Origin of the sequence: Streptomyces sp. NPDC059455, from assembly GCF_042750115.1 — a bacterium.
GTDB classification, from domain to species: Bacteria; Actinomycetota; Actinomycetes; order Streptomycetales; family Streptomycetaceae; genus Streptomyces; species Streptomyces endocoffeicus.
In genome coordinates this window covers 5,331-27,354 of the sequence record NZ_JBHYVB010000047.1, presented here as the reverse complement: position 1 = coordinate 27,354, position 22,024 = coordinate 5,331, and the positions used below count along the sequence as shown (strand labels likewise).

The window sequence follows — 22,024 nt, the reverse complement described above, 5'->3', positions numbered from 1 at the left end:
GCCGGGGGCCCCCAGGGGGGGGCGGGGCGCTAGGGGCCGCGCGGCCGGGGCCGGGGCCCGTGGCCGGGCCGGGGGGGGCCCCGGGGGGCGCGCGGGGGGGGCCGCCCCCCCCCGCCCCCCTCGGCTGGTCGGCGTCTTCACCGCCCATGACAGCCGGGTGGACTCCGGTGGCACGCTCACCGCCTTCGACACCGCCACCGCGCAACGGCACTTCGCCCCCGGGCCGAAGAGCTACTCGGCCATCACACTGACCGCCGCCGAGGGCACATCGGATGCCCAACTCGCCCAGCGGGCACAGAAGTCGCTGCCGTCGGGGCTGCGGGCGGTCACCCGCGCCGATCTGGAGTCCGGTGCCGCCTCCGGCGGGGACGCGGACAAGCTCACCACACTGCTGCTCAGCTTCGCCGGGGTCGCCCTGTTCGTCTCCACCTTCCTGGTGGCCAACACCTTCACCATGCTCAGCGCGGCCCGCGCCCGGGAACACGCGCTGCTGCGGGCCATCGGCGCCACCACGAACCACGTGATGCGCATGGTCCTGACCGAGGCCGCCGTGGTCGGCACGGCGGCCTCGGCCATCGGCTACGGCCTCGGCGTCGCCGCCGCACACCTGCTGGGCAGCCTGTTCGACGCCTCCGGAGCGGGCAACGCCACCGTGCCCGCGCTGTCCGCCAAACCGCTGCTCGCGGCCTTCGCCGTGGGCATCGGTGTCACCGTCCTCGCGGCCTACGTCCCGGCCCGCGGGGCGGCGGCCGTACCGCCGGTGGCGGCGCTGCGGACCGTCCAGCCGTCCACCGCCGCCTCACTGCGCCGCCGCAACACCATCGGGCTGATCACCACCGCGTGCGGCGCGCTGCTGATCGCCGCCGCCGTCGGCGAGCCGAATCTCCTCTTCGGCGCCGCGCCCCTGCTGCTGGTGGGCCTGATCGTCCTCACTCCGCTGCTCGCGCTCGGCGTCACCGGGTTGCTGCGCTCCCCGCTGACCCGGCTGGCGGGCGTCCGGGGCAAGCTGGCGGTGGAGAACGCCCGCCGCAATCCACGGCGTACGGCGGCCACCGCGACCACCCTGATGGTCGGTCTGGCGATGATCACCGCGGTCACCGTGGCCGTCACCTCGGTGAACCGCTACGACGAGCGGGAGGCCGACCGCTCCATGGCTTCGGACCTGCGCATCACGGCCGTCGACTTCGGGGAGGTCGGCGGGGACACGGCGACCCGGGTGGCGCGGCTCGCCGACGCCGAGGCCGTCACCCCCGTCATCCCCACCTACTTCGACCTCGCCGACAAGACCCCCCTCTCGGTCACCGCGGTCGACCCCGCCACGGTGGAACGCGCCGCGTCGCTCACCGTCCGCGAGGGGTCGCTGGACCGCCTCGGCCAGGGCATCGCCGTCACCCAGGAAGTGGCCGCCGCCCACGGCTGGCGGCTCGGCTCCCATGTCACCGGAAGCTTCACCAGCCCGAGCGGCCATACGCCGGGCGCCAAGGCCGGCCTGCCCGTCGTCGCGATCTACGACGGCCCGGAGGATCTGACCCCCGCCCTCGTCTCCGAGCGCGTCCTGCCACGTCCGGCCGGCGCCGAGAACCGGCCGAACATCGACTCGGTCCTGGTCAAGGCCGCCCCCAGCCACACCGCCGCGCTCCAGGAGGAGATCCGGCGCGCCCTGGACAACCCGGCACTGCTCGTCCAGGACCGCGCCGACGCGAGGGCCGCCGCCACCGCGCAGACCGAGCCATTCCTCAACATCATGTACGCCATGCTCAGCGTCACCGTGCTGATCGGCGCCCTCGGGGTGGTCAACACCATGGGCATGGCGGTCTTCGAGCGGGTGCGGGAGATCGGGCTCCTGCGGGCCATCGGGCTGGATCGCGGTGGCGTCGGATCCGTGCTGCGCCTGGAGTCGGTGACGATCTCCCTCTTCGGCTCCGCGCTCGGTGTCGTCGCCGGTACCGCCATCGGCGCGGCGGCCGTCCTCGGCCAGGAGGTCGTTCCGCTCGTCATCCCCTGGGACAGGACGGCCCTTTTCTTCCTCGCGAGTGCCGCGATCGGCGTCCTGGCCTCGCTCTGGCCGGGGCGGCAGGCCGCGCGCATCCCGATGCTGGAGGCCATCGGCGCGGACACCGAGTGACGGTCGTGGGGCGACCGCCCGTTGCCCCACCCCGGCGTGTCGCGGCCGGGAAACCACCGCGACACAACAACGGCGGGTAAAGGTGTTTTTCCGGGATGGGGGGCTCAGCGACGAGTGAGGAGCGGCCGTGCCCGCTGTCGACCAGCATCCGTGGCCGCGGGCCGCGGCCGTGGTGAGGGACTGGCTGGCGGGACCGGCCACATCCGGCGATCTGTCCGCGGCCCGCGCCCAGATGGGCTTCTCGCTCGCCTGGCACATCATCCTGGCCTGTCTGGGCGTGGGGCTTCCGCTGCTCACCCTGATCGCCGAGTGGTGGGGCGTGCGCACCGGTGACTCCTCGTACCGGCTGCTCGCCCGGCGCTGGGCGCGGGCCATGGGGGTGCTGTTCGCCGTGGGCGCGGTCTCCGGCACGGTCCTCAGCTTTGAGATGGGGCTGCTGTGGCCGGGGCTGATGGGCCGTTACGGCCAGGTCATCGGGCTGCCGTTCGCCATCGAGGGGATCGCCTTCTTCATCGAGGCCATCTTCCTCGGCATCTATCTCTACGCATGGGACCGGCTGCCGCCGCGTGTCCATATGCTCACCGCGATCCCCATCATCGTCGCCGGTGTGGCCTCGGCGTTCTTCGTGGTGTGCGCCAACGCGTGGATGAACCAGCCGCGTGGCTTCACCGTCCGCCACGGCAGGGTCGTGGACGTCGATCCGCTGGCCGCGATGTTCAACCCGGCCAGCCCGCCGCAGACCGTCCATATGATCCTGGCCGCGCTGATGGTGGCGTCCTTCCTGACGGCGAGCGTGTACGCGGTCTCCCTGCTGCGCGGCCGCACCGACCGCTACCACCGCGCGGGGTTCTTCATCCCGTTCGTCCTCGGCGCCGTCGTCTCGCCCGTCCAGCTGGTGGTGGGCGACTGGATCGCCCGCTTCGTGGCCGACTACCAGCCGGTCAAACTCGCCGCCATGGAGGGCGTCTTCACCACCTCCAGCCATGTACCGATCACCCTGGGCGGCATCGCGGGCGACCACGGCATCAAGTACGGCCTGGAGATCCCGAACGGCCTGTCGCTGCTCGTCGGCTTCAGCCCCAGCACGGTCGTCGAGGGGCTGAACCAGGTGCCACCCGCGCTGCGGCCCCCGGTCACCGGCACCCATCTGGCGTTCGACCTGATGGTGCTCGGCGGGCTGTTCCTGCTCGGGCTCGGGGCCTGGCTGCTGCTGGCCTGGTGGCGCACCCGGCGCCGGGGCGAGACCGACCCGCTGGCCCGCCGCGGCACGCGCCTCTTCCTGTGGCTGGCGTCATTCAGCGGTCTGGCGGCGGTCGTCTCGCTGGAGTGCGGCTGGGTGGTCACCGAGGAGGGCCGTCAGCCGTGGGTGGTGCAGGGCGTCCTCAGCGTCCGGGACGCGGTGAATCCCGCCCCCGGCCTGATGGCCGGGCTGTGGCTGCTGCTCGCGGTGTACGCCGCGATGACGGTGGCCACCGTCTACGTCCTGCGCCGGCTCGCGGGCGAGCGCCCGGTCCCGGTGGCCCCGCAGGAAGCCGATGTGACCGGCTATCCGGTCGTGTGAACCGCTGGAGGTCCTGATGCTCGCGGACACCGTCCTGGCGGTGATGTGGCTGGGTCTGATGTGCTACGCCCTCTTCGCCGGCGCCGACTTCGGGGCGGGGCTGTGGGATCTGGTGGCCGGTGGCAGCCGTCGTGGACGGCCGCAGCGCGCGCTGATCGAGCACGCCATCGGACCGGTCTGGGAGGCCAACCACGTGTGGCTGATCTTCGTGGTGGTGATGTTGTGGAGCGGCTTCCCCGAGGTGTTCGCCGCCGTGATGTCCACCCTCTATCTGCCACTGACCCTGGCGGCGCTCGGCATCATCGCGCGCGGTGCCGCGTTCGCGTTCCGCAAGGCCAGCACCCAGCTGTGGCAGCAACGGCTGTTCGGGGCCTGCTTCGCCACGTCCTCGGTCGTCACGCCCTTCTTCCTGGGCACGGTCGCCGGTGGTGTGGCCTCCGGGCGCGTACCCCCGGGCCTCGCCGCGGGGAGTACGGTCACCAGCTGGCTCAATCCGGCGTCCTTCCTCGGCGGTGTGCTGGCCGTGGTGACCTGCGCCCATCTGGCCGCCGTCTATCTGTGCGCGGACGCGGCACGCGCGGGCGGGCCCGGTCTGGTGCGGGCGTTCCAGCGGCGCGCCCTGGTCAGCGGGCTGGCCGCGGGTGCCGTGGCGCTGGCAGGCATCGCCGTGCTGCACTCCGACGCGCCACGGCTGTTCCACGGGCTCACCCATCGCGCCCTGCCCCTGGTGGTGCTGTCGGCCGTCACCGGGGTGGCCGGGCTGGTCCTGCTCATGCGGTCGCTGTGGGGCTGGGCGCGGGCCGCCGCCGCCCTCGCCGTGGCCCTCATCATCTGGGCCTGGGGCGTGGCGCAGTACCCGCTGATGCTGGTCCCGGACTTCACCGTGGCACGGGCGGCCGCACCGCCGTCGGTGCTGGCCGCCGTGCTGATCGTGTTCGCGGTCGGGGCGCTGCTGCTGATCCCGTCCCTGGGCTGGCTCTACGCGCTCTTCCAGCGCCCGGAGACCGGCGCGGCGGCGGGCGCCGAGGACACGCGCTGAACGGTCATCAGTCAGGCCACGGCCACGCTGAGCGGTAGGAGCGCGCTGAGCGGTCAGGCGGCGTCGATCAGGGTCAGGTCCGGGGGGACGAGCGTGGTCGACATCATCAGGGCGCGGATCAGATGGTCGTTGAGCGCGTTGCCGACCGGTTCGCCGACCTCCTCGCGGGTCAGCCAGGGCACTCCGTCCCGGGACAGCATCGTGCGCACCCGATTGACCAGGTGCTCGACGCGCTTCTCGCTCCAGGCCTCACCGGGGCGCAACTCCGCCAGCTGAGCGGCCGTCTGTCTCCAGGTGAGGGGCTGCGGCCGGGGCTCGTGGAGCAGATACCGCTGGCCGAGGACGACGAGCGCGAGCTTCTCCTCGTCGGTGAGCACCCATACCCGGGGCGGGCGGGTGACATCCCCGGGCAGGGCCACCGGCCGCTCGGTCTCGGGGCCGCTGACGAAGACCTCCAGCAGATGCTCACGGTCGCGCGAGCCCCGGACGAACAGCGGGGTGTAGCCGGTCTCGAGGGGCAGTGGCTCCTCGCCCGTGAAGAGCAGCCGGGACGGGAACCGGAGCGGCAGCCGGCCGTTGTTGGCGACCCACCAGCGGCCGTGGCGGTGGGTCAGTCTGCCCTGACAGCGGCTGACCTGGGGATCGTCCTCGCCCACACAGATGTGCACCTCGGGGCGGTTCCGTCCGAAGAGCAGCTCACGGCCGTCGCCGGGGCCGAGGGTCATACCACCGGTCAGCGCGAGGGCGAAGGCGGTGCCCGGCACCGGCGCGGTCACCCCGCGGGCCAGGCTGCCGTGGGCGGCGGGCAGCGGACGACCGCCGGTGGCCGGACGGCCGGTGGCGGGGCGACGGGCGGCGGGTGCCCGGCCGGTGGCGGGGCGGTCGCTGCCGGGAGGTGATGTGGTCATGATGCCGGGAGTTTCTTCGCGGCCGTGGCGGCGAGCGCCTTGGCGGTCTTGCAGAGCTTTTCGGTGGACTCGGGCCCGTAGACGTTCAACGACATGAACTCGACGGTGTCGTCACCGAGGGAGTTGCGGTACGAGCGGTGCAACATCCGGACCAGGCATGAGTCGTCGTCCCATTCGTTCGGCGACACCGAGCTCCGCTTGCCGGCGATGACCGCCCGTTGTCCGTCGTCCGTGGTGAACTGGTTGTCCCGGTTGAACACCACCTTCACCCCCGCGTCGCCCGAGCCGTCCGTCCACTCGCACTGCCAGTCCCCGAAGCCCGGGTCGCGGTCCGCCACCCGGACACCGGCGACCCGCTCGAGCTCATCGGTGTCCAGCAGCCGGCATGCGTGCCCCCGCAGCAGGGAGCTCGCCACCGGCTGCCCGGAGCGCCGGGGGACCTGGCCGCGGTCCAGCACACTGACCACGTAGTCGGTGGCGGCGTCGCCCAGTTGGCAGGGGTCGGGCGCCGGGGTGTCGAGCCGCTCGGTGATGATCCAGATCTGCTTTCGGTCGGCGGACGCGATGTTCCGCAGGCACTCGTCCCCATCGCGCTGGTACGCGCCGACGGTGACATTGCCGACCCTCCTGGTGGGCACGTCGCCACCCGACTCCGGCGGATCGGAGCTGAAGTTGAGCTGGACGTCGGCGATGTCATCGCCGCTTTCGCCCTGCAGCAGGACATCACACCGATCGATCTCGCCGTAGTCCGGGTCGAGCACGGTCTCGCCGAAGCGGCTGAGCGAGGCGGGGTTGAGCAACTTGCAGGGGTCGGCGGTCCGCGCGTCGCCTATGGTGCCGGCCGGGCCCGTCCGGGCCGGCGAGTCGGCCGTACCGGACGCGCCACGCCCGCCGTTCTTCCCGGACCCGCGGCTCTCGTCGGAGCGCCCGTCACCCCAGGGGCCGAAGAGGGTGGCCCAGGCCACCAGGACCGCGGCGGTACCCACCGCGGCCGCGGTGATGACCACCCGGCGGCTCGGGCGGCGCCACGACCCTCGGACGGACGGCGGCACCAGCCGCATCGTGAAGGGCGTGCGGTCCAGCGTGTCGCCGTCGTGGGGGTCCTCGAGGTCCTCGAACCGCGGGGACGACGGGGTGACCCGCCGCAGCAGCCGTACGGCCTGGTCGGCGGCCGGGCGCCGCCTCGGCTCCAGATCCAGCAGCCTGGTGAGCGCGTCCACCAGCGGACCGGCCCGGTGCGGGGTCTCGATATAGCCCTCGATGGCCCGCGCCACATAGGCCATGGGATGCGATGCCTCGCCGTACGGGGACCGTCCCTCGATCGCCGCGTAGAGCGTCGCGCCCAGTGAGAAGACATCGGACTTCCGGTCGGCCGCCTCTCCCCTGGCCACCTCGGGCGGCAGATACGGCGGTTTGCCACGCACCCCGCCCGTCTGGGTCATGGTGGCCTCGCTCCACAGCGCCCGGGAGATGCCGAAGTCGGTCAGCTTGGCGACCCCGTCCTCGGTGATCAGGACGTTCTCCGGGGTGACATCGCCGTGCACCACGCCCTCGGCGTGCGACTTCGCCAGCGCGGCGGCGATCTGGCAGCCGATGGAGGCCGCCTCCTCCGGGGGGAGCGCGACCCGGCCGCGCACCATGTCCGCGAGGCTGCCCCCGGACACGTACTCCATGACGATCCAGCAGATCTCGCCCTCGTCCACGAAGTCGAACACCGAGACGATGTGCGGATGGTGCAGCCGTGCGGCGTTGCGCGCCTCGTTGGTCAGGCGCGCCACCGCGCGGTCGTCGTCCGGACGGGCACACTTCACCGCGACCTGGCGGTCCAGCAGTTCATCGTGGGCCCGCCAGACGATGCCCATCCCGCCTCTCCCGATGGGCTCCTGGAGGAGATATCGGTCGGCGACCTTGTCACCGGCCTCCGCCATCACCCGCACCCCCGCTACCCCGCTTCATCACCCGTCACGTACCAGTGTCGCCACGGAGAGTACTTGCCCGCGAGGTCAGTGGGTAGCGCTACCGGCGGATAGCCCCCGGAAAGAGGGAAGCCTCCGGCGCACGACGGTCGCTTCGCGAGCGGGGTATCAGGGGGCCGGGGTGGAGCGCCGGAACCGGCGCTCCACATCCTTCACCGAATGCCCTCTCACCTCACGATCTCTTCCTTGACGACGATGTGGCCGGAGTCGGGATCGATGACTCCGCCGAGCCGGGAGTACGCGCCGTCGGTCAGGTCCAGACACTTGGGCACGGACGGCGTCCAGCCGAAGGTGCCGCGGTCGTTGACGCGCACGACCAGTGATCTCCCGTTGGCCACGTTGGTGACCTTCACCTTGGTGCCGAACGGCAGCTGCGGGCTACGGCTCAGGGAGGTGGCGGCGGTGTCCGCGTTGTTGTCGAAGAGTTCGCCGCTGGCGGTGTAGGCACCGGGCGGTATGTAGCCGTAGTGCGTGGCCCAGCAGTTCTGCCCGGGCGGCGGGGTGTCGCTGGTGGCCGCGGTGCTCGTCGGGGCGACGGTCACTACAGCGGTCAGTGCGGCGGCTCCGACCGCCAGTCGGCCGATCAGCGTTGCCTTGCGCATGGCGGAGGACCTCGTTTCGGTTGTCGTGGTGTGGTGTGAGTGGTGTGAGGGCGAGCGGCCTTGTCTCAGCCGGCCGCGCGATAGGCGGTGCCGATCTGGTTGGGCGTCGCGCCGTTGTAGAGACCGGTGCCGCCGCGGTCCGCGGAGAGCGTGAACCACGCGTACCGCTGGACGAAGGACAGGCCCTGCAGCATGGCGGTGGACTTCTTCACGAACGCGGCCTGCTGGGCCGGGGTCGGATACCTCGGGGTACCGCTCGAGAAGTCGATCAGCGCGTATTCGGTGAGCCAGATCGGCTTCTGGTAGCGGTTGTGGGTGGCCTGGAGATAGCCGCGCAGCTGTTCGGTCGCGCGGGTGGCGTCGAAGTCGGCGCCGTACCAGTGCAGGGGGATGAAATCGACCTTGTAGTTGCGGTCGGCGGCGCCCTTCATGAAGCGGTCGAGCCAGCCACCGGCGACATCGCCGCCGTAGGCCACCGCGGGCGCGCCGAGCCGCATACCGGTCGACTGGAGCCGGGGCCACAGGTCGAGCGCCTTGGCGACGGTCATATTGGCCTGGCCCGCCATGTCCGGTTCATTGAAGCCGAGCAGCGTCGTGCCCTGGCTCTTGGCCTGGTTGAGTTCGGCGTCGGTCACCGAGCCGGGACCCCAGATCATGGGCACGAATTCGACCCCGGTCGGGGGCTGGATCTGCTGCTTGCCCGAGGCCCAGGTGTAGAACCAGCCGACCTTGGCATCGGACATCGCCGCCGTGACCCCGTTGAACTTCCAGGCGCTGACACCCTTCTTCTTCACCACGGCGGTGGACTCCTCGGCGCTCGCCCGGCCTCCCGCGGTCAGCGCGGCCGGACCCGCCAGGAGCGCGGCGAGAACGCTTCTCCTTCTCATGGTCACGACCCCGCGTTGAAGGTGATGGTGAAGCCACTGCACTTGCCGCAGTTCTGCATCACCTGGTTGCCGGGCTCCTGGTCCTGCTTGGAGTAGGCGTACGCCTTGGGGCACCGGGAGGCGATCGCGTTGCTGTAGGGCGTCTTGACGTCCCGGTTGGGGTTGGTGCACAGCATCGGTGTGCCGTCCGGCCAGCGGGTGAGGTTGGCGGCCGGGCAGAACGGCAGCAGGTTCTGTGTGCAGCCCTGGGTGCCGCAACCTCCGCCACCGGCGGGGTTGTTGGGGGCGATCGTGATGGGGTTGGAGAACGCGTTGACGTAGCTCACGTTGTACCAGGGAGCGAGCGTGTCCTTGGTGTCGAAATTGAACTCGGCGAGGCTGACGGGCTGCTCGCCCAGCTCACAGCGGTCGGCGAACTTGCCGCAGTCCCCCACCTCGCAGTGGAAGGTGCTGCCCGACGTGCCGGTGCATCCCAGACGCGCGAAGAACTTTCCACGCCAGTGGCCGGGGTCGGCGTTCTCGGGGATCGTCACCGACGCCGACTGTCCGGGGTCCAGGATGGGCAGTTTGGCGAATTGCTTGGAGCCATCTGCATTGACCGCGCTGCCGATCCACACCTTCCGTCCGGTGTGATTGACGAAGGTCACCGTGTGGTTGGCGGCGAGAGTGGTCTTGGCCGCGGCGGGTGCGTTGCGGGTCGGCATCGCCACGCTCGTGGCCGCACTCGTCCCCGCGGTCGGCAGCAGGGCCGCCAGCACCACCAGTGCCGCGGTGGCCAGGCCGATCAGAATTCTGCGCATGACTCCTCCGTGGGAAGGGTGCTCAGCAGGTCAGATTGGCGCCCGGGGCGACGCCGAGGAGGCTGGTGAACTTCTTGTAGAGGTTGACCCGGTCCTGCATCTGGGCGGGGTTGGCCCCGTTGCACTCCAGCGCGCCGTTGATGGCGCGTATGGTCTGGCCGAATCCGGCGCCGGTGGTTATGGCCTTGTGCGCGGGCATGGAGCCGGGCCCGGACTGGGTGGTCCAGTACCAGAGCGCGGTCTTCCAGGAGATGACGGCGTCCGTCCGCACCAGGCCCGGCTTGTTGAGCAGATTGACGCCCAACGCGTCGCCCGCCGCCTTGTAGTTGAAGTTCCAGCTGAGCTGGATCGGCCCGCGCCCGAAGTACGCGGCCTTCCCCGCCGGACATCCGTAGGGGCGCGTCGTGTCGCAGTACTTCGGGTAGTTGGAGGTGTCCTGCTCCACGATGTGACGGAGGCCACCGGTCTCATGGCTGACGTTGGCCAGAAAGGCCGCCGCCTCCTGCTTCTTGACCGTCTCGGTACCTGTCCTGGCGAAGCCGGGGAACCGGTTCATCGCGCTGACCAGCGCGTCATAGGTGTAAAACGCGTTCTTGTTCGGGAACATCCGCTGGTACTGGGCCCGGTTCACCACGAAGCCGGCGGCCTGCGCCTGCACCGACGACGAGTCCCGCGCCGTGGCGGAGGCCGCGTCAGCGGCCGAAGGGGGAAGCGCAAGCGCCGATATACCGGCCGCCGCCGTCGCGGCCATGGCCACGAGGGCACGTCTTATGGGCATGTCTCATCTCTCTTTCGTGGCGGAACATTCGGATGCCACCGCGCCGATGACGCACGGGGACGCGCTCTTCGGGCAGTCATCGGGCGTGGCGACGCACGGGCGACGCGTCGCCGCCCTTGGGGCGGGAGGCCCGTGGGAAGGTGCCGCGTGATAGCGCGGCGGGAAAAGTGCTACGGAAAACTGGTGAATCCACTAGAGGTCATGCGCCGCGGCCCTGCCACGGCGGACCGGGACTCGGTCCCCTCAGGCCCTTCGCGGCCGCGGCCTGCACGGGCGCACGGAGGATTGTCACGATCATGACAACCTCGACATCAGACACGGGCTCCGCGGCCCGGTCCGTCCATAATCGACCCAGCGACGGCGTGGCCACCGCAGCGGCCGACACCCCTGAGACGGGACGTCCATTCACGGGGAACTCTCCGAGGTCCGGCCCCGGATGACGACATCCACCCGAGGCGCTCTCAAGAGCTGACGGGCCCCATGACACCGCCCCCGAACATATATGTCAATGGTCTGTACCAAAATCGGCAGGTGTCACCCCACGCCGCGCAGGTGTCACCCCACGCCGCTGGGGCGGAACTGGACACTGATGCGCGGTCCGGTGGCGCGGGAGGATTTGGGTATGGCGTGTTCCCACGTCCGCTGGCAGGCGCCGCCCATCACCAGCAGGTCGCCGTGGCCGAGCGGCCGCCGCATGGCCTTGCCGCCGCCACGTGGGCGCAGCAGCAGGTCCCGGGGCGTGCCCACGGACAGGATGGCCACCATGGTGTCCTCGGTCCTGCCGCGGCCGATGCGGTCGCCGTGCCAGGCCACGCTGTCCCGGCCGTCGCGGTAGTAGCACAGCCCGGCCGTGGTGAAGGGCTCCCCCAGCTCGGCGGCGTAGTACGTGGAGAGCGCCTCCCGGGCCTCGGCCAGGACGGGATGCGGCAGCGGATCCTCGGCGCCGTAGTAGGCGAGCAACCGTGGGACGTCCACCACCTGCTCGTACATGTGCCGCCGCTCGGCCTTCCAGGGGACCTCGGCGACGAGCTGGGCGAAGAGGTCGTCCGCTCCCCTCAGCCACCCGGGCAGCAGATCGATCCAGGCCCCGGCCCCGAGCTCGGTCCGGTGCGTCCCGCGCAGCGAACCGAGACCGATGCCATCGGTCTGGTCGAAGAGCGAACCCTGGAGATACGTACCCATATGTGCAGCGTACCCCGCGTAATCGAGCAAGCGTTCTACTGGTGGATCCAGGCGGATGCGCCCATGGCCGCTTCGGCGACACCACCGCAGGTCAGTGGCCGGTCGCCGTGGAGCAGCGGCAAGGGCGACATCATTCGTGCCGTCGCGCGACACTTGGCCTGACGCGTTGCTCTCCGTCCAGGCCGGGGGTCGGCCCATGACCCTGCGCACACCACGTGGCACATCGCGTGGCACACCACCACGCACACCGTGTCCGGCGCCCTCCCGGCCGCCGGGGCTGGGGCCCAGGACCTGGGCCCAGGTGCCGCGCCGGTCCCGGCAGGTGCTGGTGGTGACCGGCCACGACCGGAACTCACCGGTGTCCACGGCGATCCTGTACGAGCACACCGAGGCCGGGTGGCGGGCCGGGGCGAGCCGGGCGGCGCACAACGCGCTCCACGGCTGGACCGACGACCACCGGGAAGGCGATCTGCGCTCCCCGATCGGCGTCCACACCCTCACGGACGCCGGCGGACGGCTCGCCGACCCCGGAACCCGGCTGCCCTACGAGCGGTCGGCCCGCTTCACCGCGAGCGGTACGGGCTTCGAAGGCGAGCCCCTGTCCGGCTCGTTCGACCACGTGATCGCCATCGACTACAACCGCCGGCCCGGCACCTCTCCCCTGGACCGGACCCGCCCCCTCGGCCCGGACCGGGGCGGCGGCATCTGGCTGCACATCGACCACGGCGGCCCCACACGTGGCTGTATCAGCCTCTCGGAGGGCGCCATGAGGGAGTTGCTCCGGGCGCTGGACCCTGACCGCGAGCCCGTCGTCGTCATGGGCGACGCGGCTTCACTGGAGCGCTGAGGGCCGGGCCATCCGCGGAGCCACTTCCCGGGCCACTTCCCGGGCCATTTCCCGGGTCACTTCCCAGGCCGCCTCCCGGGGCACTTCCCAGGCCGCTTCCCGGGTCACTTCCCAGGCCGCTTCCCGGGTCACTCCGAGAAGCGGCTGCGGTGGGCACGGCGGGTCAGCGGCTCGGCGATGGCCTCCACCAGCCAGTCCAGTTCGGACTGATGGACCCGTACCGGGTTGCGCAGGGTGCCGACCCCCTCGATGGAGATCTCCACCACGTCCCCGGCGCGCAGGGTGAAATCGAGGCCGGGCACGATGCCGGTGCCGGTGGACAGCACGGCGCCGTCGGGGAAGGGCTGGGAGCGCCACAGGTGGTCCACCAGCCCCTGCGGGGTGCGGTGGAACGCGGCGGTTGAGGTGGCCGCCTGGTACGCCGCCTCACCGTCGCGCCACACCGCCATGGCGATGCCCATTGCGTCGGGCGCGTCGATCTCCCAGGCGGGCACGATGGCCGAGGACACGGCGGCGCTTCCGGCGTAGATCTTGGCCTGCGGGAGGTAGAGCGGGTTCTCGCCCTCGATGGACCGTGAGCTGACGTCGTCGGCGACCAGATAGCCGACGGTCTCGCCGTGCCGGTTGAGGACCAGCGCCAGTTCGGGCTCGGGGACGTTCAGCTCGGAGTCGTCGCGTACGGCGATCGGCTCGCCGTCGGTCACCACCCGCCACGGCGGGGATTTGAAGAACAGCTCCGGGCGCTCGGCGTCGTAGATCCGCTCGTACACCGACTGCTCGGTGCTCTCCTCCACCCTGGCCTCGCGCGAGCGTTCATACGTCACCCCCGCCGCCCACAGCTCCATCAGCCCGTCCAGCGGCGGCAGCGGCAGGACGTCCTGCTCATGGGCGGCGGCCGGGCCGGACGCGGTGTTCTCCACCAGGGCCCGCAGCTCCAACGTGGGCAGCCGCAGCAGTTCGGCGATGAGCGGCGCACCGGGGAAGGCCCGGATCCCGCCGGCGTCGTCGGCCACTCCGGTCCGGACCGCCCCGGCCTCATCGGCGAAGCGCACGATGCGGGTCATCTGTCGTCCTCTCCTCTCGTGACGGTGTGATCGGTGCTCCTACCCGGCGGAGGGTGGTGGCCGGGTTCATCGGACCTCCCTGCGGACCACACCCTCTCGCGGAAACATCTGACCTGTGGAACGTAGGTGCCATCTACAGCCTTTGACAAGGCCACAAAACCACGAGCCTTCCCCCAGATGACCCTTGGCGACCACAGCAGACATCTGACATGTTGGTCGGCGTTGCTCGCTTTCCCTCGCCCTTTTGCCCCCAGGAGCGCGCGCCATGACCCTTCGTGTCGTCGACGTCGACACCATCGATGTCCGCTTTCCGACCTCCCAGCACCTCGACGGCTCCGACGCCATGAACGAGGCACCGGACTACTCGGCGGCGTACGTGGTGCTCAAGACCGCCGATGACGCCCCCTCCGGCCGAGGGGGAACGGAGTCCGCACCCACCGCCGAACCCCTGGAGGGCCATGGCTTCACCTTCACCATCGGCCGTGGCAACGACCTGGCGGTGCGGGCGGCGCGCGCCATCGGGGAGCGGGCCATCGGCCTGTCGGTGGCGGAGATCACCGGTGATCTGGGCGCCTTCTCGCGCCATCTGCTGGGCGACAGTCAGCTGCGCTGGCTCGGCCCGGACAAGGGCGCCATCCACCTGGGCAGCGCCGCGGTCATCAACGCGGCCTGGGACCTCGCCGCCCGGCGGGCGGGCAAACCCGTGTGGAAGCTCCTCGCCGACCTCTCGCCCCGGCAGGTGGTCGACCTGGTGGACTGGCGCTACCTCAAGGACGCGCTCACCCCCGAGGCCGCCCTGAAGATGCTCGAATCCCGCGCCGGGGGCCGCGCCGAGCGCGAGGCGTACGTCCGTGAGCACGGATACCCCGCGTACACCACCAGCGCGGGCTGGCTCGGATACGACGACGCCAAGCTGGCCCGGCTCTGCCAGGAGGCCGTGGACCAGGGCTGGAACTCGGTGAAACTGAAGGTGGGCGCCGATCTGGAGGACGACATCCGGCGCTGCCGTATCGCCCGCGGTGTCATCGGACCGGACCGCCGGCTGATGATCGACGCCAATCAGACCCTGGGCGTGGCGGAAGCGGTCTCCTGGGCCGAGGCGCTCCGGGAGTTCGACGTCTGGTGGTTCGAGGAGCCCACCAGCCCCGATGACATCCTCGGACACGCGGCCATCGCCCGGCGGATCGGCCCGATCCGGGTGGCCACCGGCGAACACGCCCACAACGCGGTGATGTTCAAGCAGTTCCTCGTGGCCGACGCGATCGGCGTCTGCCAGATCGACGCCTGCCGCCTGGCCGGTGTCAACGAGGCGGTGGCCGTTCTGCTGCTGGCCTCGGCGTACGACGTGCCGGTGTGCCCGCACGCCGGTGGGGTCGGCCTGTGCGAGCTGGTCCAGCATCTGTCGATCTTCGACTATGTGGCCGTCAGCGGTTCCATGGACGACCGTGTCATCGAGTACGTCGACCATCTCCACGAACACTTCCACGACCCGGTCCGCATCCGTGGCTCGCGCTATCTCGTCCCCGAGGCACCCGGCTACAGCGCCCGGATCCGGCGGGAGAGCCTGGAGACCTACCGCTACCCCGATGGACCGGTCTGGAGCCGCCGCGGCTGACTGGCATCCTGGTCGCCATGTCCACCAATCCAGACCGCTCCGGCCCGGGCGGCGACGGTGTCCCCGCCGCCGGGAGCAGTGTTGTCGACATAGCCATCGACCGGCTGCGCAAGCGCATCGAGAGCGGTGAGTTCACGCCCGGCCACCGGTTGCCGCCGGAGGCGGTGCTGGCGAGTGAGCTCGAACTCTCCCGCCCGTCGCTGCGGGAGGCGGTCCGCGCCCTGGCGATGGCCGGGGTCCTGGACGTACGCCGCGGCGACGGCACGTTCGTCACCGATCTGCGCCCTGACCGGCTGCTGCGCGCTCTCGGCAGCTTCCTGGACCTGGCCCAGGACACCGGTCTGAACGAGATGCTGGAATGCCGCAAGGTTCTGGAGCCGGGCGCCACCGCGCTGGCCGCGACCCGCGTCGACGAGGCCACCCTCGACCGGCTCCAGGAGCGGATCGAGCGGATGCGCGGTCTGCAGGACCCCGAGGAGCTGGTGCACGAGGACATCGCCTTCCACGCCGACATCGTCGCCGCGTCCGGCAACCTCACCCTCGCCTCCCTGGCCGACTCGGTCACCCAGCGCACCGTCCGGGCCCGCATCTGGCGCGCCCTGGTCAAGTCCGATGTGCTGTCCTGGACCCACCAGCAGCACATGGACATCTACACCGCGCTCCGCGCCCATGACAGCCTGGCCGCGTTCACGGCGGCCAGCCGGCATGTGGGCGATGTGGAGCTGTGGGTTCGCGACCGGCTGGACGCGGTGCGCGACCGCCGCTGACCATGCGGGAGGGGTGGCCCTCCCCTTGGACCGCCGCTGGCCACGTGGCGGTGAGCCCTCCGCGGATCAGATGTCGCGCCGTACGAGAAAGCCCAGCAGGGTGCGCAGTTCCGCGCTCGCCCGGGGCGCGAGCGGCAGGCTCTCCAGGCATGTCTCCACGGCCGCGATGTGGCGGTCGGCCTCCTCCAGGGCCGTGGAGCGGCCACCGGCCCGCTCGACCAGGGCGGCGGCCCGGCGCGTGGTGGCGTCGTCCGGGGTGTCCGGGAACTCCTCCAGCAGCGTGGCCAACCGCGCGGCGGCCGGGGCGCCGGGGCCGCGGGCGCTCAGCGCGGCGAGCACGGGGAAGGTCTTCTTGCGCTGCCGCAGATCGCGGTGGACGGGTTTGCCGGTGACCGCGGGGTCGCCCCAGATGCCCAGCAGATCGTCCACCACCTGGAACGCCACGCCCATGTGCCGTCCGGCCCGGTCCAGGGCGGCCACGGTGGGCTCCGGCGCCCCGGCGAGCGCGGCGCCCAGGGCGGCGGCGCAGCCGAGCAGCGCGCCGGTCTTGTGCTCGGCCATCGTGCGGTACTCCTCCGGCCCCACCGCCTCGGGTCCCGTCCAGGGGCGCGACTCGAAGAGCAGGTCGTCCGCCTGACCGCGGACGAGGTCGCCCAGCGCCGCGCTCAGCTGCCGCACGGCGGCCGCGGCTCCGGCGCCGTCCACGCCGGCCAGCGCCTCCACGGCCAGCGCGAACAGGGCGTCACCGGCGAGCACGGCCGGGCCGGTCCCGTACGCCTTCCACACGGTGGGGCGGGTGCGGCGGGTCTGGTCGCCGTCCATGATGTCGTCGTGCAGCAGTGAGAAGGTATGCACCAGCTCCACCGCCACCGCCCCGGCGACCGCCGTCTCACCGGATGCCCCGGCCGCCTCCGCGCACAGCACGGCCAGGGCCTGTCGCACCCCCTTGCCGCCCGATCCCTCGGCGGGCCTACCGCCCACATCGCACCAGCCGAAGGAGTACGCGGCCATCTCGGCCACCCATGGGTGCAGCCGCCCGACCGTGTCGGCCAGCGCGGGGCGCACCAACTCCCGGCAGCGGCCGAGGATTTCGCCCGCGGTGGCGGTGGTCTCCTCGGCGCCGCGGCGCGCGGGGTCCGTCGTCGTCACAGCGCCACCTCCAGGACCTCCGTGAGGCCGAACTCCTCGCGGGCCCGGTCCACCATCCGGCGGGCGTGCCGCAGCCCGATCCGCTCCAGCACACCCCCCAGTTCGGACAGGTCATCGGCGGTTTCGGCACGGTCGCGGCCCAGCCGGGCCAGGGACTTGATGAGCCCGAGCCGGGCGAGACCCTCGCCCCGCGGCTCGCTCATGTCGCGGAACTCGTCCAGGGCCTGCTGGTACATCGCACGAGCCGCCTCATAACGGCCCGCGCGGTAGAGCACATTGCCGCGCATCTTGTGGTTGTAGGCCAGCGCGCTCACCAGGTTCATCTCGCGGCAGGTCAGTTCGGCCTCGGAGAGCAGCTCCAGCGCGCGCTCCACATCCCCGTCGCGTACGGAGACGATGTCGGCCATGCCCCGCAGCGCCCATGCGTGTCCGCGCCGGTCCTCGGCCTTCGCGGCTATCTCCGCGGCCTCCTCGAACATCGCGTAGGCCGAGTCGTACGACCCGGTGTTGCGGTGCATCTGGGCGATGCCCTCGAGCGCCCAGACGGTGTGGCGTGCCTCGCCGCGTTTCCGTGCCTCGGCGAGGAGTCGCTCGTGCAGCGCGCCCACGGCGTCGTAGTCGCCCTGGATACGGCCGGTCTCCGCCATCCCGGCCAGTGAGTAGCCACGGACGACGATGTCCCCGCCGCGCTCGCCGAGGTCGGCCGCGAGGCCGAGCAGCCGCCACGCCAGCGCCAGCGCGCCCCGCTGCCGGGCGAGGGTGCCTCCGCTCCACAGCGCCCATGCCATCGCGCCGAGGTCCCCCGCCGCGCGGGCCGCGCGGTAACTGGCCTTCCACTCGCGGTCGGCCTCGCCCACCTGCCCCAGCCTCCGGTGTGCCTCGGCGACCGCGAGCCCCGCGCGGGCCGCCTCGCCCGGGGAGCCGCCCCGCTCGGCCGCCCGCAATTGCTCGGTGCCCGCCGCCAGCACCTCGACCAGGGACGAGTTCACGGACAGGGTGGTGAGGGAGCCCTGGTACTCAGGGGCGAATGCCTTGCCGTACATAGATGCCTTTCCGTCTGTTGTTCGCAGGAAGCGCCCGCCTCTATGCACCGAGTGCATACACGGGGTGTATGCACCCTACGTATACACGGTGTGCATAGAAGCCAGGAAACCGGCCCCGTCAGGGGCATCGATGCTGCGCGTCCGTTGCCGATCTAGACGCGATCGGACCCGGAGAGGTTCACCGCCCGGCTCCGTCGATGGCAAAAAAACCTTATGAACCTGGTCTGGTCCGCGTCCCCGTCACTTCGCGCTCGATCCAACGGCAGATCACGTCGACCACATAGGCCCGCTCCGCGCGCCTCAGTTCCCGCCCCTTGGGGATCTCGTGCCAACGCTGAAGACAGGTACGGCAGCAGGTGGCCGTCGCGTGCTGGGCGACGAACACGGGGTGGCCGCGATAGGGCGTCTGCTTGCCGTCCTTGTAGGGCGCGGCGGGGGCCAGCCGCTTGGCGATCAGGTCGTAGGCGTGCCAGCGCAACGTCGACGGTCCACTCAGCTCGGCCGTGGCCCGATCGCGACCGCGCAGATGGAACTTCGCGCGGAACGGGTGGCGCGCGATGACTGCCAGCCGCTGGTCGAGCGATTCGGGGCTCGGACCGGGCGAATCAGGCGCCGGACCGGACGAGTCGGACGTCGGCTTGGACGAGTCGGACGTCGGGTCGGACGAGTCAGGCATCGGCTCGGACGAGTCAGGCATCGGCTCGGACATCGAAGGCTCCCGGAGACGACAAAGGCCCCTTCTGATCATATGACGGCTGGTCCACGGCACCATCGGCCGGGGCCATGCCTTGCGCGCCCGCCGGCCCGAGGGCACTGTGACGGCCATGGTGGACGCGCAGTTCTCCGATCGCCGGCTGGCCGCGCTGTACGACCTGTTCTGCCCCTGGGACGAGCGCGGGGACTTCAGGTTCTATCTGCCCCTCGTGATAGCCGCCCGCTCCGTCCTGGACGTGGGGTGCGGCACGGGCGCCCTGTTGCGCGGGGCACGGGAGAACGGGCACGAGGGGCGGCTGTGCGGGCTGGATCCAGCGGTGGGGATGCTGGAGGTGGCGCGGGAGTGCCCGGATGTGGAATGGGTGCTCGGTGACCTGACCTCGGCGCCGGGGTGGCGCCGTGAGTTCGAGCTGGTCGTGATGACCGGCCACGCCTTCCAGACGCTGGTCGGAGACGAGGAGTTGCGCGGTGCGCTGGCCGCGATCGCCACGGCGCTGACCGACGATGGCCGCTTCGTTTTCGAGACCCGCAATCCGCTGGTGCGGGAGTGGGAGGACTGGGACGTGCGGTACTCGGGCGAGGTGGCGGACGCCTCCGGGGCCGTGGTGCGCTGTGTATGCGAGGTGGAGACGCCGGTGCGGGGCGATCTCGTGGCGGCCACGCACACCTACAGCGGTCCGGGCTGGGAGCGGCCCCTGCTGAGCCGCAGCACTCTGCGGTTCCTCGGCCCGGACGCGCTGGCGCGGTTCCTGGACGAGGCGGGGCTGGCCGTGACGGAGCAGTACGGGGACTGGGACCGCGGGCCGCTGACGGACACCGGCCCGGAAATCATCACCGTGGCCCGCCGCCACCGCTGACCCGGTGGGGTACGGCCGTCAGCCCCCGGTTCTGCCGGTGGCCAGGTGCGATGTCCTCCCGGTCGCAAGGAGCCGCCCGGAGGGCCGGGAGGACGTGGCGTACAGAGTCTGCCTGCCAGAAGCCACCACGGCGTACGGACCACACGCTCCCGGGCCAGGTCCACCGCGAGGCGGCCGAAGGACTCCGGCGGAAGCAGGTCCGGCCCGGCGGGTGCGACGAAGGCGCCGGTCCAGGTTCCCATTCGGTCCAGGTCCCCATTCGGTCCAGGTTCCCGTCAGGAGGGGTGCCGGACCGCCCGCCACTCCGGCGCGAGCACCGACCAGATCTCCATGTCATGCCGCTTGCCCCGGTGCAGACGGCCCTCCCGCAGCACACCGTCCTTGGTCATCCCCAGCCGCCGGGCCACGGCGATGCTGGCCTCGTTCGCGGTCGCCGCCCACCACTCCACGCGGTGGATGCCCCGCTCCTCGACGGCCCAGTCGATGATCACGCGCGTGGCACGGGTCACCAGCCCCTTGCCCACCGCCGACGGCTCCAGCCAGCAACCCGCCTCCGCCGTGCGCTGTTCGACGTCCATCGTGCGGAAGAGGACCCCGCCGACCAGTTTGCCGTCCGTCCAGATGCCGTGGATCCGCCCGGCGTCGGCCGCCGCCTTGTCCGCGTATCCCTGGAGGAACGCCCGGGCCGACTCCAGGTCGGCCGCGGCGTCCGCCAGTGCGATGTGCCGCCCGATGAATTCCCGTCCCCGGTCCATATGGGCGAGGAACTCCTCGGCCTGCCACGGCTCCAGCGGGCGCAGCTCCGCGCCGTCCTCGCCCAGGGGTATCGCGTACATCGTCACCTTCCACCGTCCGAACCAGCGCGCCCAGTACGGGGGGATCCTCTCACCGAGGGGCCGTCCGCGCGTTTCCTTTTGTACCTACTAGTATGTAGGGTCGTGTCCATGGACACCCGGGAACGACTCATCGCAAGCACCCGTGAGCTGCTGTGGGAGCGCGGCTATGTGGGCACGAGCCCGAAGGCGATCCAGGAGCGCTCCGGAGCGGGCCAGGGCAGCATGTACCACCACTTCCGCGGCAAGCCCGACCTGGCGCTCGCCGCGATCAGCCGCAGCGCCGAGGAGCTGAGGGGCAGGGCGGAGGCCGAGTTCGGCGGACCCGGCACCGTGGTCGAGCGGATCACCGCCTATCTGCGGCGGGAGCGGGACGCGCTGAAGGGGTGCCCGGTCGGCCGTCTCACCCAGGACCCCGATGTGATGGCGGATCCGGAGCTGCGCCGACCGGTCGAGGAGACCTTCGTCTGGCTCACCGACCGGCTGGCCGGGCTGCTCGCGGAGGGCCGGGCGAGCGGCGAGCTCGACACCGGGCTCGACCCGGTGGCCACGGCCACCGCGCTGGTCGCGGTGTTGCAGGGCGGCTATGTGCTGGCCCGCGCCGCCGACTCGGCCGAGGTGTACACCCGGGCGATGGACGGGGCGCTCGGCCTGCTCACCGCCCATGTCCGCTGAGCCCCCTGACCTTCCCTCAATCCCTCGCCCGAACGGGAGCCCCCGACATGCCCTTCGTTCGCATCGACGCGCTGCGGGCCGACGCCGACCGGCTCGACGCGCTCGGCCGTGCCGTGCACGACGCGCTGGTGGAAACCATCGGCTTCCCGCCCAACGACCGGTTCCAGGTCCTCACCAGCCATGACGGCACCAGCGGCATGCTGCGCTATGACGACTACCTCGGTGTGCCGCGCGACGACGGCATCGTCTACATCGCCCTCACGATGCGCTCGGGGCGCACACCGGCACAGAAGCAGGCGCTGTACCGGCGGATCGCCGAACTCGCCGAGGAGTACGCGGGGACCGAGCCGCGGAACGTGTTCATCACCCTGACCGAGAACGAGTCGGCCGACTGGTCGTTCGGACACGGGGTGGCGCAGTACGTCGAGGGATGAGACGTCGCCATCGGGCCTGACATGGCGAGAATCCGTTGGCTTCTGTCATTTCAGCCCCTGGGTGATCTTCTCCCGGCTCCCTAGCGTGGGGGGGGGGGGGGGGGGCGGCCCCCCCCCCCCCCCCCCCCCGGGCGGGGCGCCGCCCGCGGGGGGCGGGGGCGCGCGCCC

21 protein-coding genes are annotated in these 22,024 nt (G+C 71.4%); 9 read left to right on the top strand and 12 right to left on the bottom strand.

Features of this window, described 5'->3' with window-relative positions:
• Positions 1-157 precede the first annotated feature (157 nt).
• The 3 genes from ACFXB5_RS19000 to ACFXB5_RS18990 all read left to right on the top strand — a co-directional run bounded on the left by ACFXB5_RS19000 (position 158) and on the right by ACFXB5_RS18990 (position 4,725).
• Complete coding sequence (locus ACFXB5_RS19000) at positions 158-2,125, top strand: ABC transporter permease (protein ID WP_385209060.1); 1,968 nt, start codon at positions 158-160, stop codon at positions 2,123-2,125.
• A 127-nt stretch (positions 2,126-2,252) separates the two neighbouring features.
• Positions 2,253-3,686, top strand: a complete 1,434-nt coding sequence (locus ACFXB5_RS18995) for a cytochrome ubiquinol oxidase subunit I (protein ID WP_385209058.1) — start codon at positions 2,253-2,255, stop codon at positions 3,684-3,686.
• A 16-nt stretch (positions 3,687-3,702) separates the two neighbouring features.
• Positions 3,703-4,725 carry a cytochrome d ubiquinol oxidase subunit II gene (locus tag ACFXB5_RS18990; protein WP_385209056.1) on the top strand — a complete coding sequence of 341 codons (1,023 nt, stop codon included), beginning with the start codon at positions 3,703-3,705 and terminating at the stop codon, positions 4,723-4,725.
• A 53-nt stretch (positions 4,726-4,778) separates the two neighbouring features.
• On the opposite strand, the gene ACFXB5_RS18985 is transcribed toward ACFXB5_RS18990, so the two are convergent.
• The 7 genes from ACFXB5_RS18985 to ACFXB5_RS18955 form a co-directional block, all read right to left on the bottom strand.
• Complete coding sequence (locus ACFXB5_RS18985; RefSeq protein ID WP_385209054.1) at positions 4,779-5,633, bottom strand: FHA domain-containing protein; 855 nt, start codon at positions 5,631-5,633, stop codon at positions 4,779-4,781.
• Positions 5,630-7,561, bottom strand: a complete 1,932-nt coding sequence (locus tag ACFXB5_RS18980) for a serine/threonine-protein kinase (protein WP_385209052.1) — start codon at positions 7,559-7,561, stop codon at positions 5,630-5,632. Before ACFXB5_RS18980 ends, ACFXB5_RS18985 begins: the two co-directional genes overlap by 4 nt.
• 215 nt (positions 7,562-7,776) lie before the next feature.
• On the bottom strand, positions 7,777-8,211 hold the full coding sequence (locus tag ACFXB5_RS18975; RefSeq protein ID WP_385209049.1) for a septal ring lytic transglycosylase RlpA family protein: 435 nt from the start codon (positions 8,209-8,211) through the stop codon (positions 7,777-7,779).
• A gap of 65 nt (positions 8,212-8,276) precedes the next feature.
• Complete coding sequence (locus ACFXB5_RS18970) at positions 8,277-9,098, bottom strand: glycoside hydrolase family protein (protein ID WP_385209046.1); 822 nt, start codon at positions 9,096-9,098, stop codon at positions 8,277-8,279.
• A 2-nt stretch (positions 9,099-9,100) separates the two neighbouring features.
• A complete protein-coding gene (locus ACFXB5_RS18965; RefSeq protein WP_385209043.1) occupies positions 9,101-9,898 on the bottom strand; it encodes a thaumatin family protein in 798 nt (265 codons plus the stop codon).
• Between the two features lie 22 nt (positions 9,899-9,920).
• On the bottom strand, positions 9,921-10,676 hold the full coding sequence (locus ACFXB5_RS18960; RefSeq protein ID WP_385209040.1) for a chitinase: 756 nt from the start codon (positions 10,674-10,676) through the stop codon (positions 9,921-9,923).
• 555 nt (positions 10,677-11,231) lie between these two features.
• Positions 11,232-11,858: an alpha-ketoglutarate-dependent dioxygenase AlkB gene (locus tag ACFXB5_RS18955; protein WP_385209037.1), complete on the bottom strand. Its 627-nt coding sequence runs from the start codon at positions 11,856-11,858 to the stop codon at positions 11,232-11,234.
• A 196-nt stretch (positions 11,859-12,054) separates the two neighbouring features.
• Between ACFXB5_RS18955 and ACFXB5_RS18950 the strand changes: the two genes are divergently transcribed.
• Entirely contained in the window at positions 12,055-12,705 is a 651-nt protein-coding gene (locus ACFXB5_RS18950) for a L,D-transpeptidase family protein (RefSeq protein ID WP_385209034.1), read from the top strand.
• A 128-nt stretch (positions 12,706-12,833) separates the two neighbouring features.
• On the opposite strand, the gene ACFXB5_RS18945 is transcribed toward ACFXB5_RS18950, so the two are convergent.
• A complete protein-coding gene (locus ACFXB5_RS18945) occupies positions 12,834-13,769 on the bottom strand; it encodes a fumarylacetoacetate hydrolase family protein (protein WP_385209031.1) in 936 nt (311 codons plus the stop codon).
• A gap of 265 nt (positions 13,770-14,034) precedes the next feature.
• On the opposite strand from ACFXB5_RS18945, the gene ACFXB5_RS18940 reads away from it, so the two are divergent.
• Together ACFXB5_RS18940 and ACFXB5_RS18935 are read left to right on the top strand one after the other, a co-directional pair.
• A complete protein-coding gene (locus tag ACFXB5_RS18940; protein WP_385209028.1) occupies positions 14,035-15,384 on the top strand; it encodes an enolase C-terminal domain-like protein in 1,350 nt (449 codons plus the stop codon).
• A gap of 17 nt (positions 15,385-15,401) precedes the next feature.
• Positions 15,402-16,151, top strand: coding sequence for a FadR/GntR family transcriptional regulator (locus tag ACFXB5_RS18935; protein WP_385209025.1), 750 nt, complete (start codon positions 15,402-15,404; stop codon positions 16,149-16,151).
• A 66-nt stretch (positions 16,152-16,217) separates the two neighbouring features.
• Here the strand turns inward: ACFXB5_RS18935 and ACFXB5_RS18930 are convergent, their stop codons facing one another.
• The 3 genes from ACFXB5_RS18930 to ACFXB5_RS18920 all read right to left on the bottom strand — a co-directional run bounded on the left by ACFXB5_RS18930 (position 16,218) and on the right by ACFXB5_RS18920 (position 19,052).
• Positions 16,218-17,300 carry a polyprenyl synthetase family protein gene (locus tag ACFXB5_RS18930; RefSeq protein ID WP_385209022.1) on the bottom strand — a complete coding sequence of 361 codons (1,083 nt, stop codon included), beginning with the start codon at positions 17,298-17,300 and terminating at the stop codon, positions 16,218-16,220.
• A complete protein-coding gene (locus ACFXB5_RS18925) occupies positions 17,297-18,343 on the bottom strand; it encodes a tetratricopeptide repeat protein (RefSeq protein ID WP_385209019.1) in 1,047 nt (348 codons plus the stop codon). Before ACFXB5_RS18925 ends, ACFXB5_RS18930 begins: the two co-directional genes overlap by 4 nt.
• Before the next feature lie 211 nt (positions 18,344-18,554).
• On the bottom strand, positions 18,555-19,052 hold the full coding sequence (locus ACFXB5_RS18920) for a DUF4186 domain-containing protein (protein WP_385209018.1): 498 nt from the start codon (positions 19,050-19,052) through the stop codon (positions 18,555-18,557).
• Positions 19,053-19,167: 115 nt separating this feature from the next.
• Here ACFXB5_RS18920 and ACFXB5_RS18915 point away from each other — a divergent pair, with 115 nt between their 5' ends.
• Complete coding sequence (locus ACFXB5_RS18915; RefSeq protein WP_385209015.1) at positions 19,168-19,914, top strand: class I SAM-dependent methyltransferase; 747 nt, start codon at positions 19,168-19,170, stop codon at positions 19,912-19,914.
• A 275-nt stretch (positions 19,915-20,189) separates the two neighbouring features.
• On the opposite strand, the gene ACFXB5_RS18910 is transcribed toward ACFXB5_RS18915, so the two are convergent.
• Positions 20,190-20,750, bottom strand: coding sequence for a GNAT family N-acetyltransferase (locus ACFXB5_RS18910; protein ID WP_201855435.1), 561 nt, complete (start codon positions 20,748-20,750; stop codon positions 20,190-20,192).
• A 108-nt stretch (positions 20,751-20,858) separates the two neighbouring features.
• Here ACFXB5_RS18910 and ACFXB5_RS18905 point away from each other — a divergent pair, with 108 nt between their 5' ends.
• Together ACFXB5_RS18905 and ACFXB5_RS18900 are read left to right on the top strand one after the other, a co-directional pair.
• Complete coding sequence (locus tag ACFXB5_RS18905; RefSeq protein WP_385209011.1) at positions 20,859-21,422, top strand: TetR/AcrR family transcriptional regulator; 564 nt, start codon at positions 20,859-20,861, stop codon at positions 21,420-21,422.
• 47 nt (positions 21,423-21,469) lie between these two features.
• Positions 21,470-21,856: a tautomerase family protein gene (locus ACFXB5_RS18900; protein WP_385209008.1), complete on the top strand. Its 387-nt coding sequence runs from the start codon at positions 21,470-21,472 to the stop codon at positions 21,854-21,856.
• Positions 21,857-22,024: the final 168 nt, after the last annotated feature.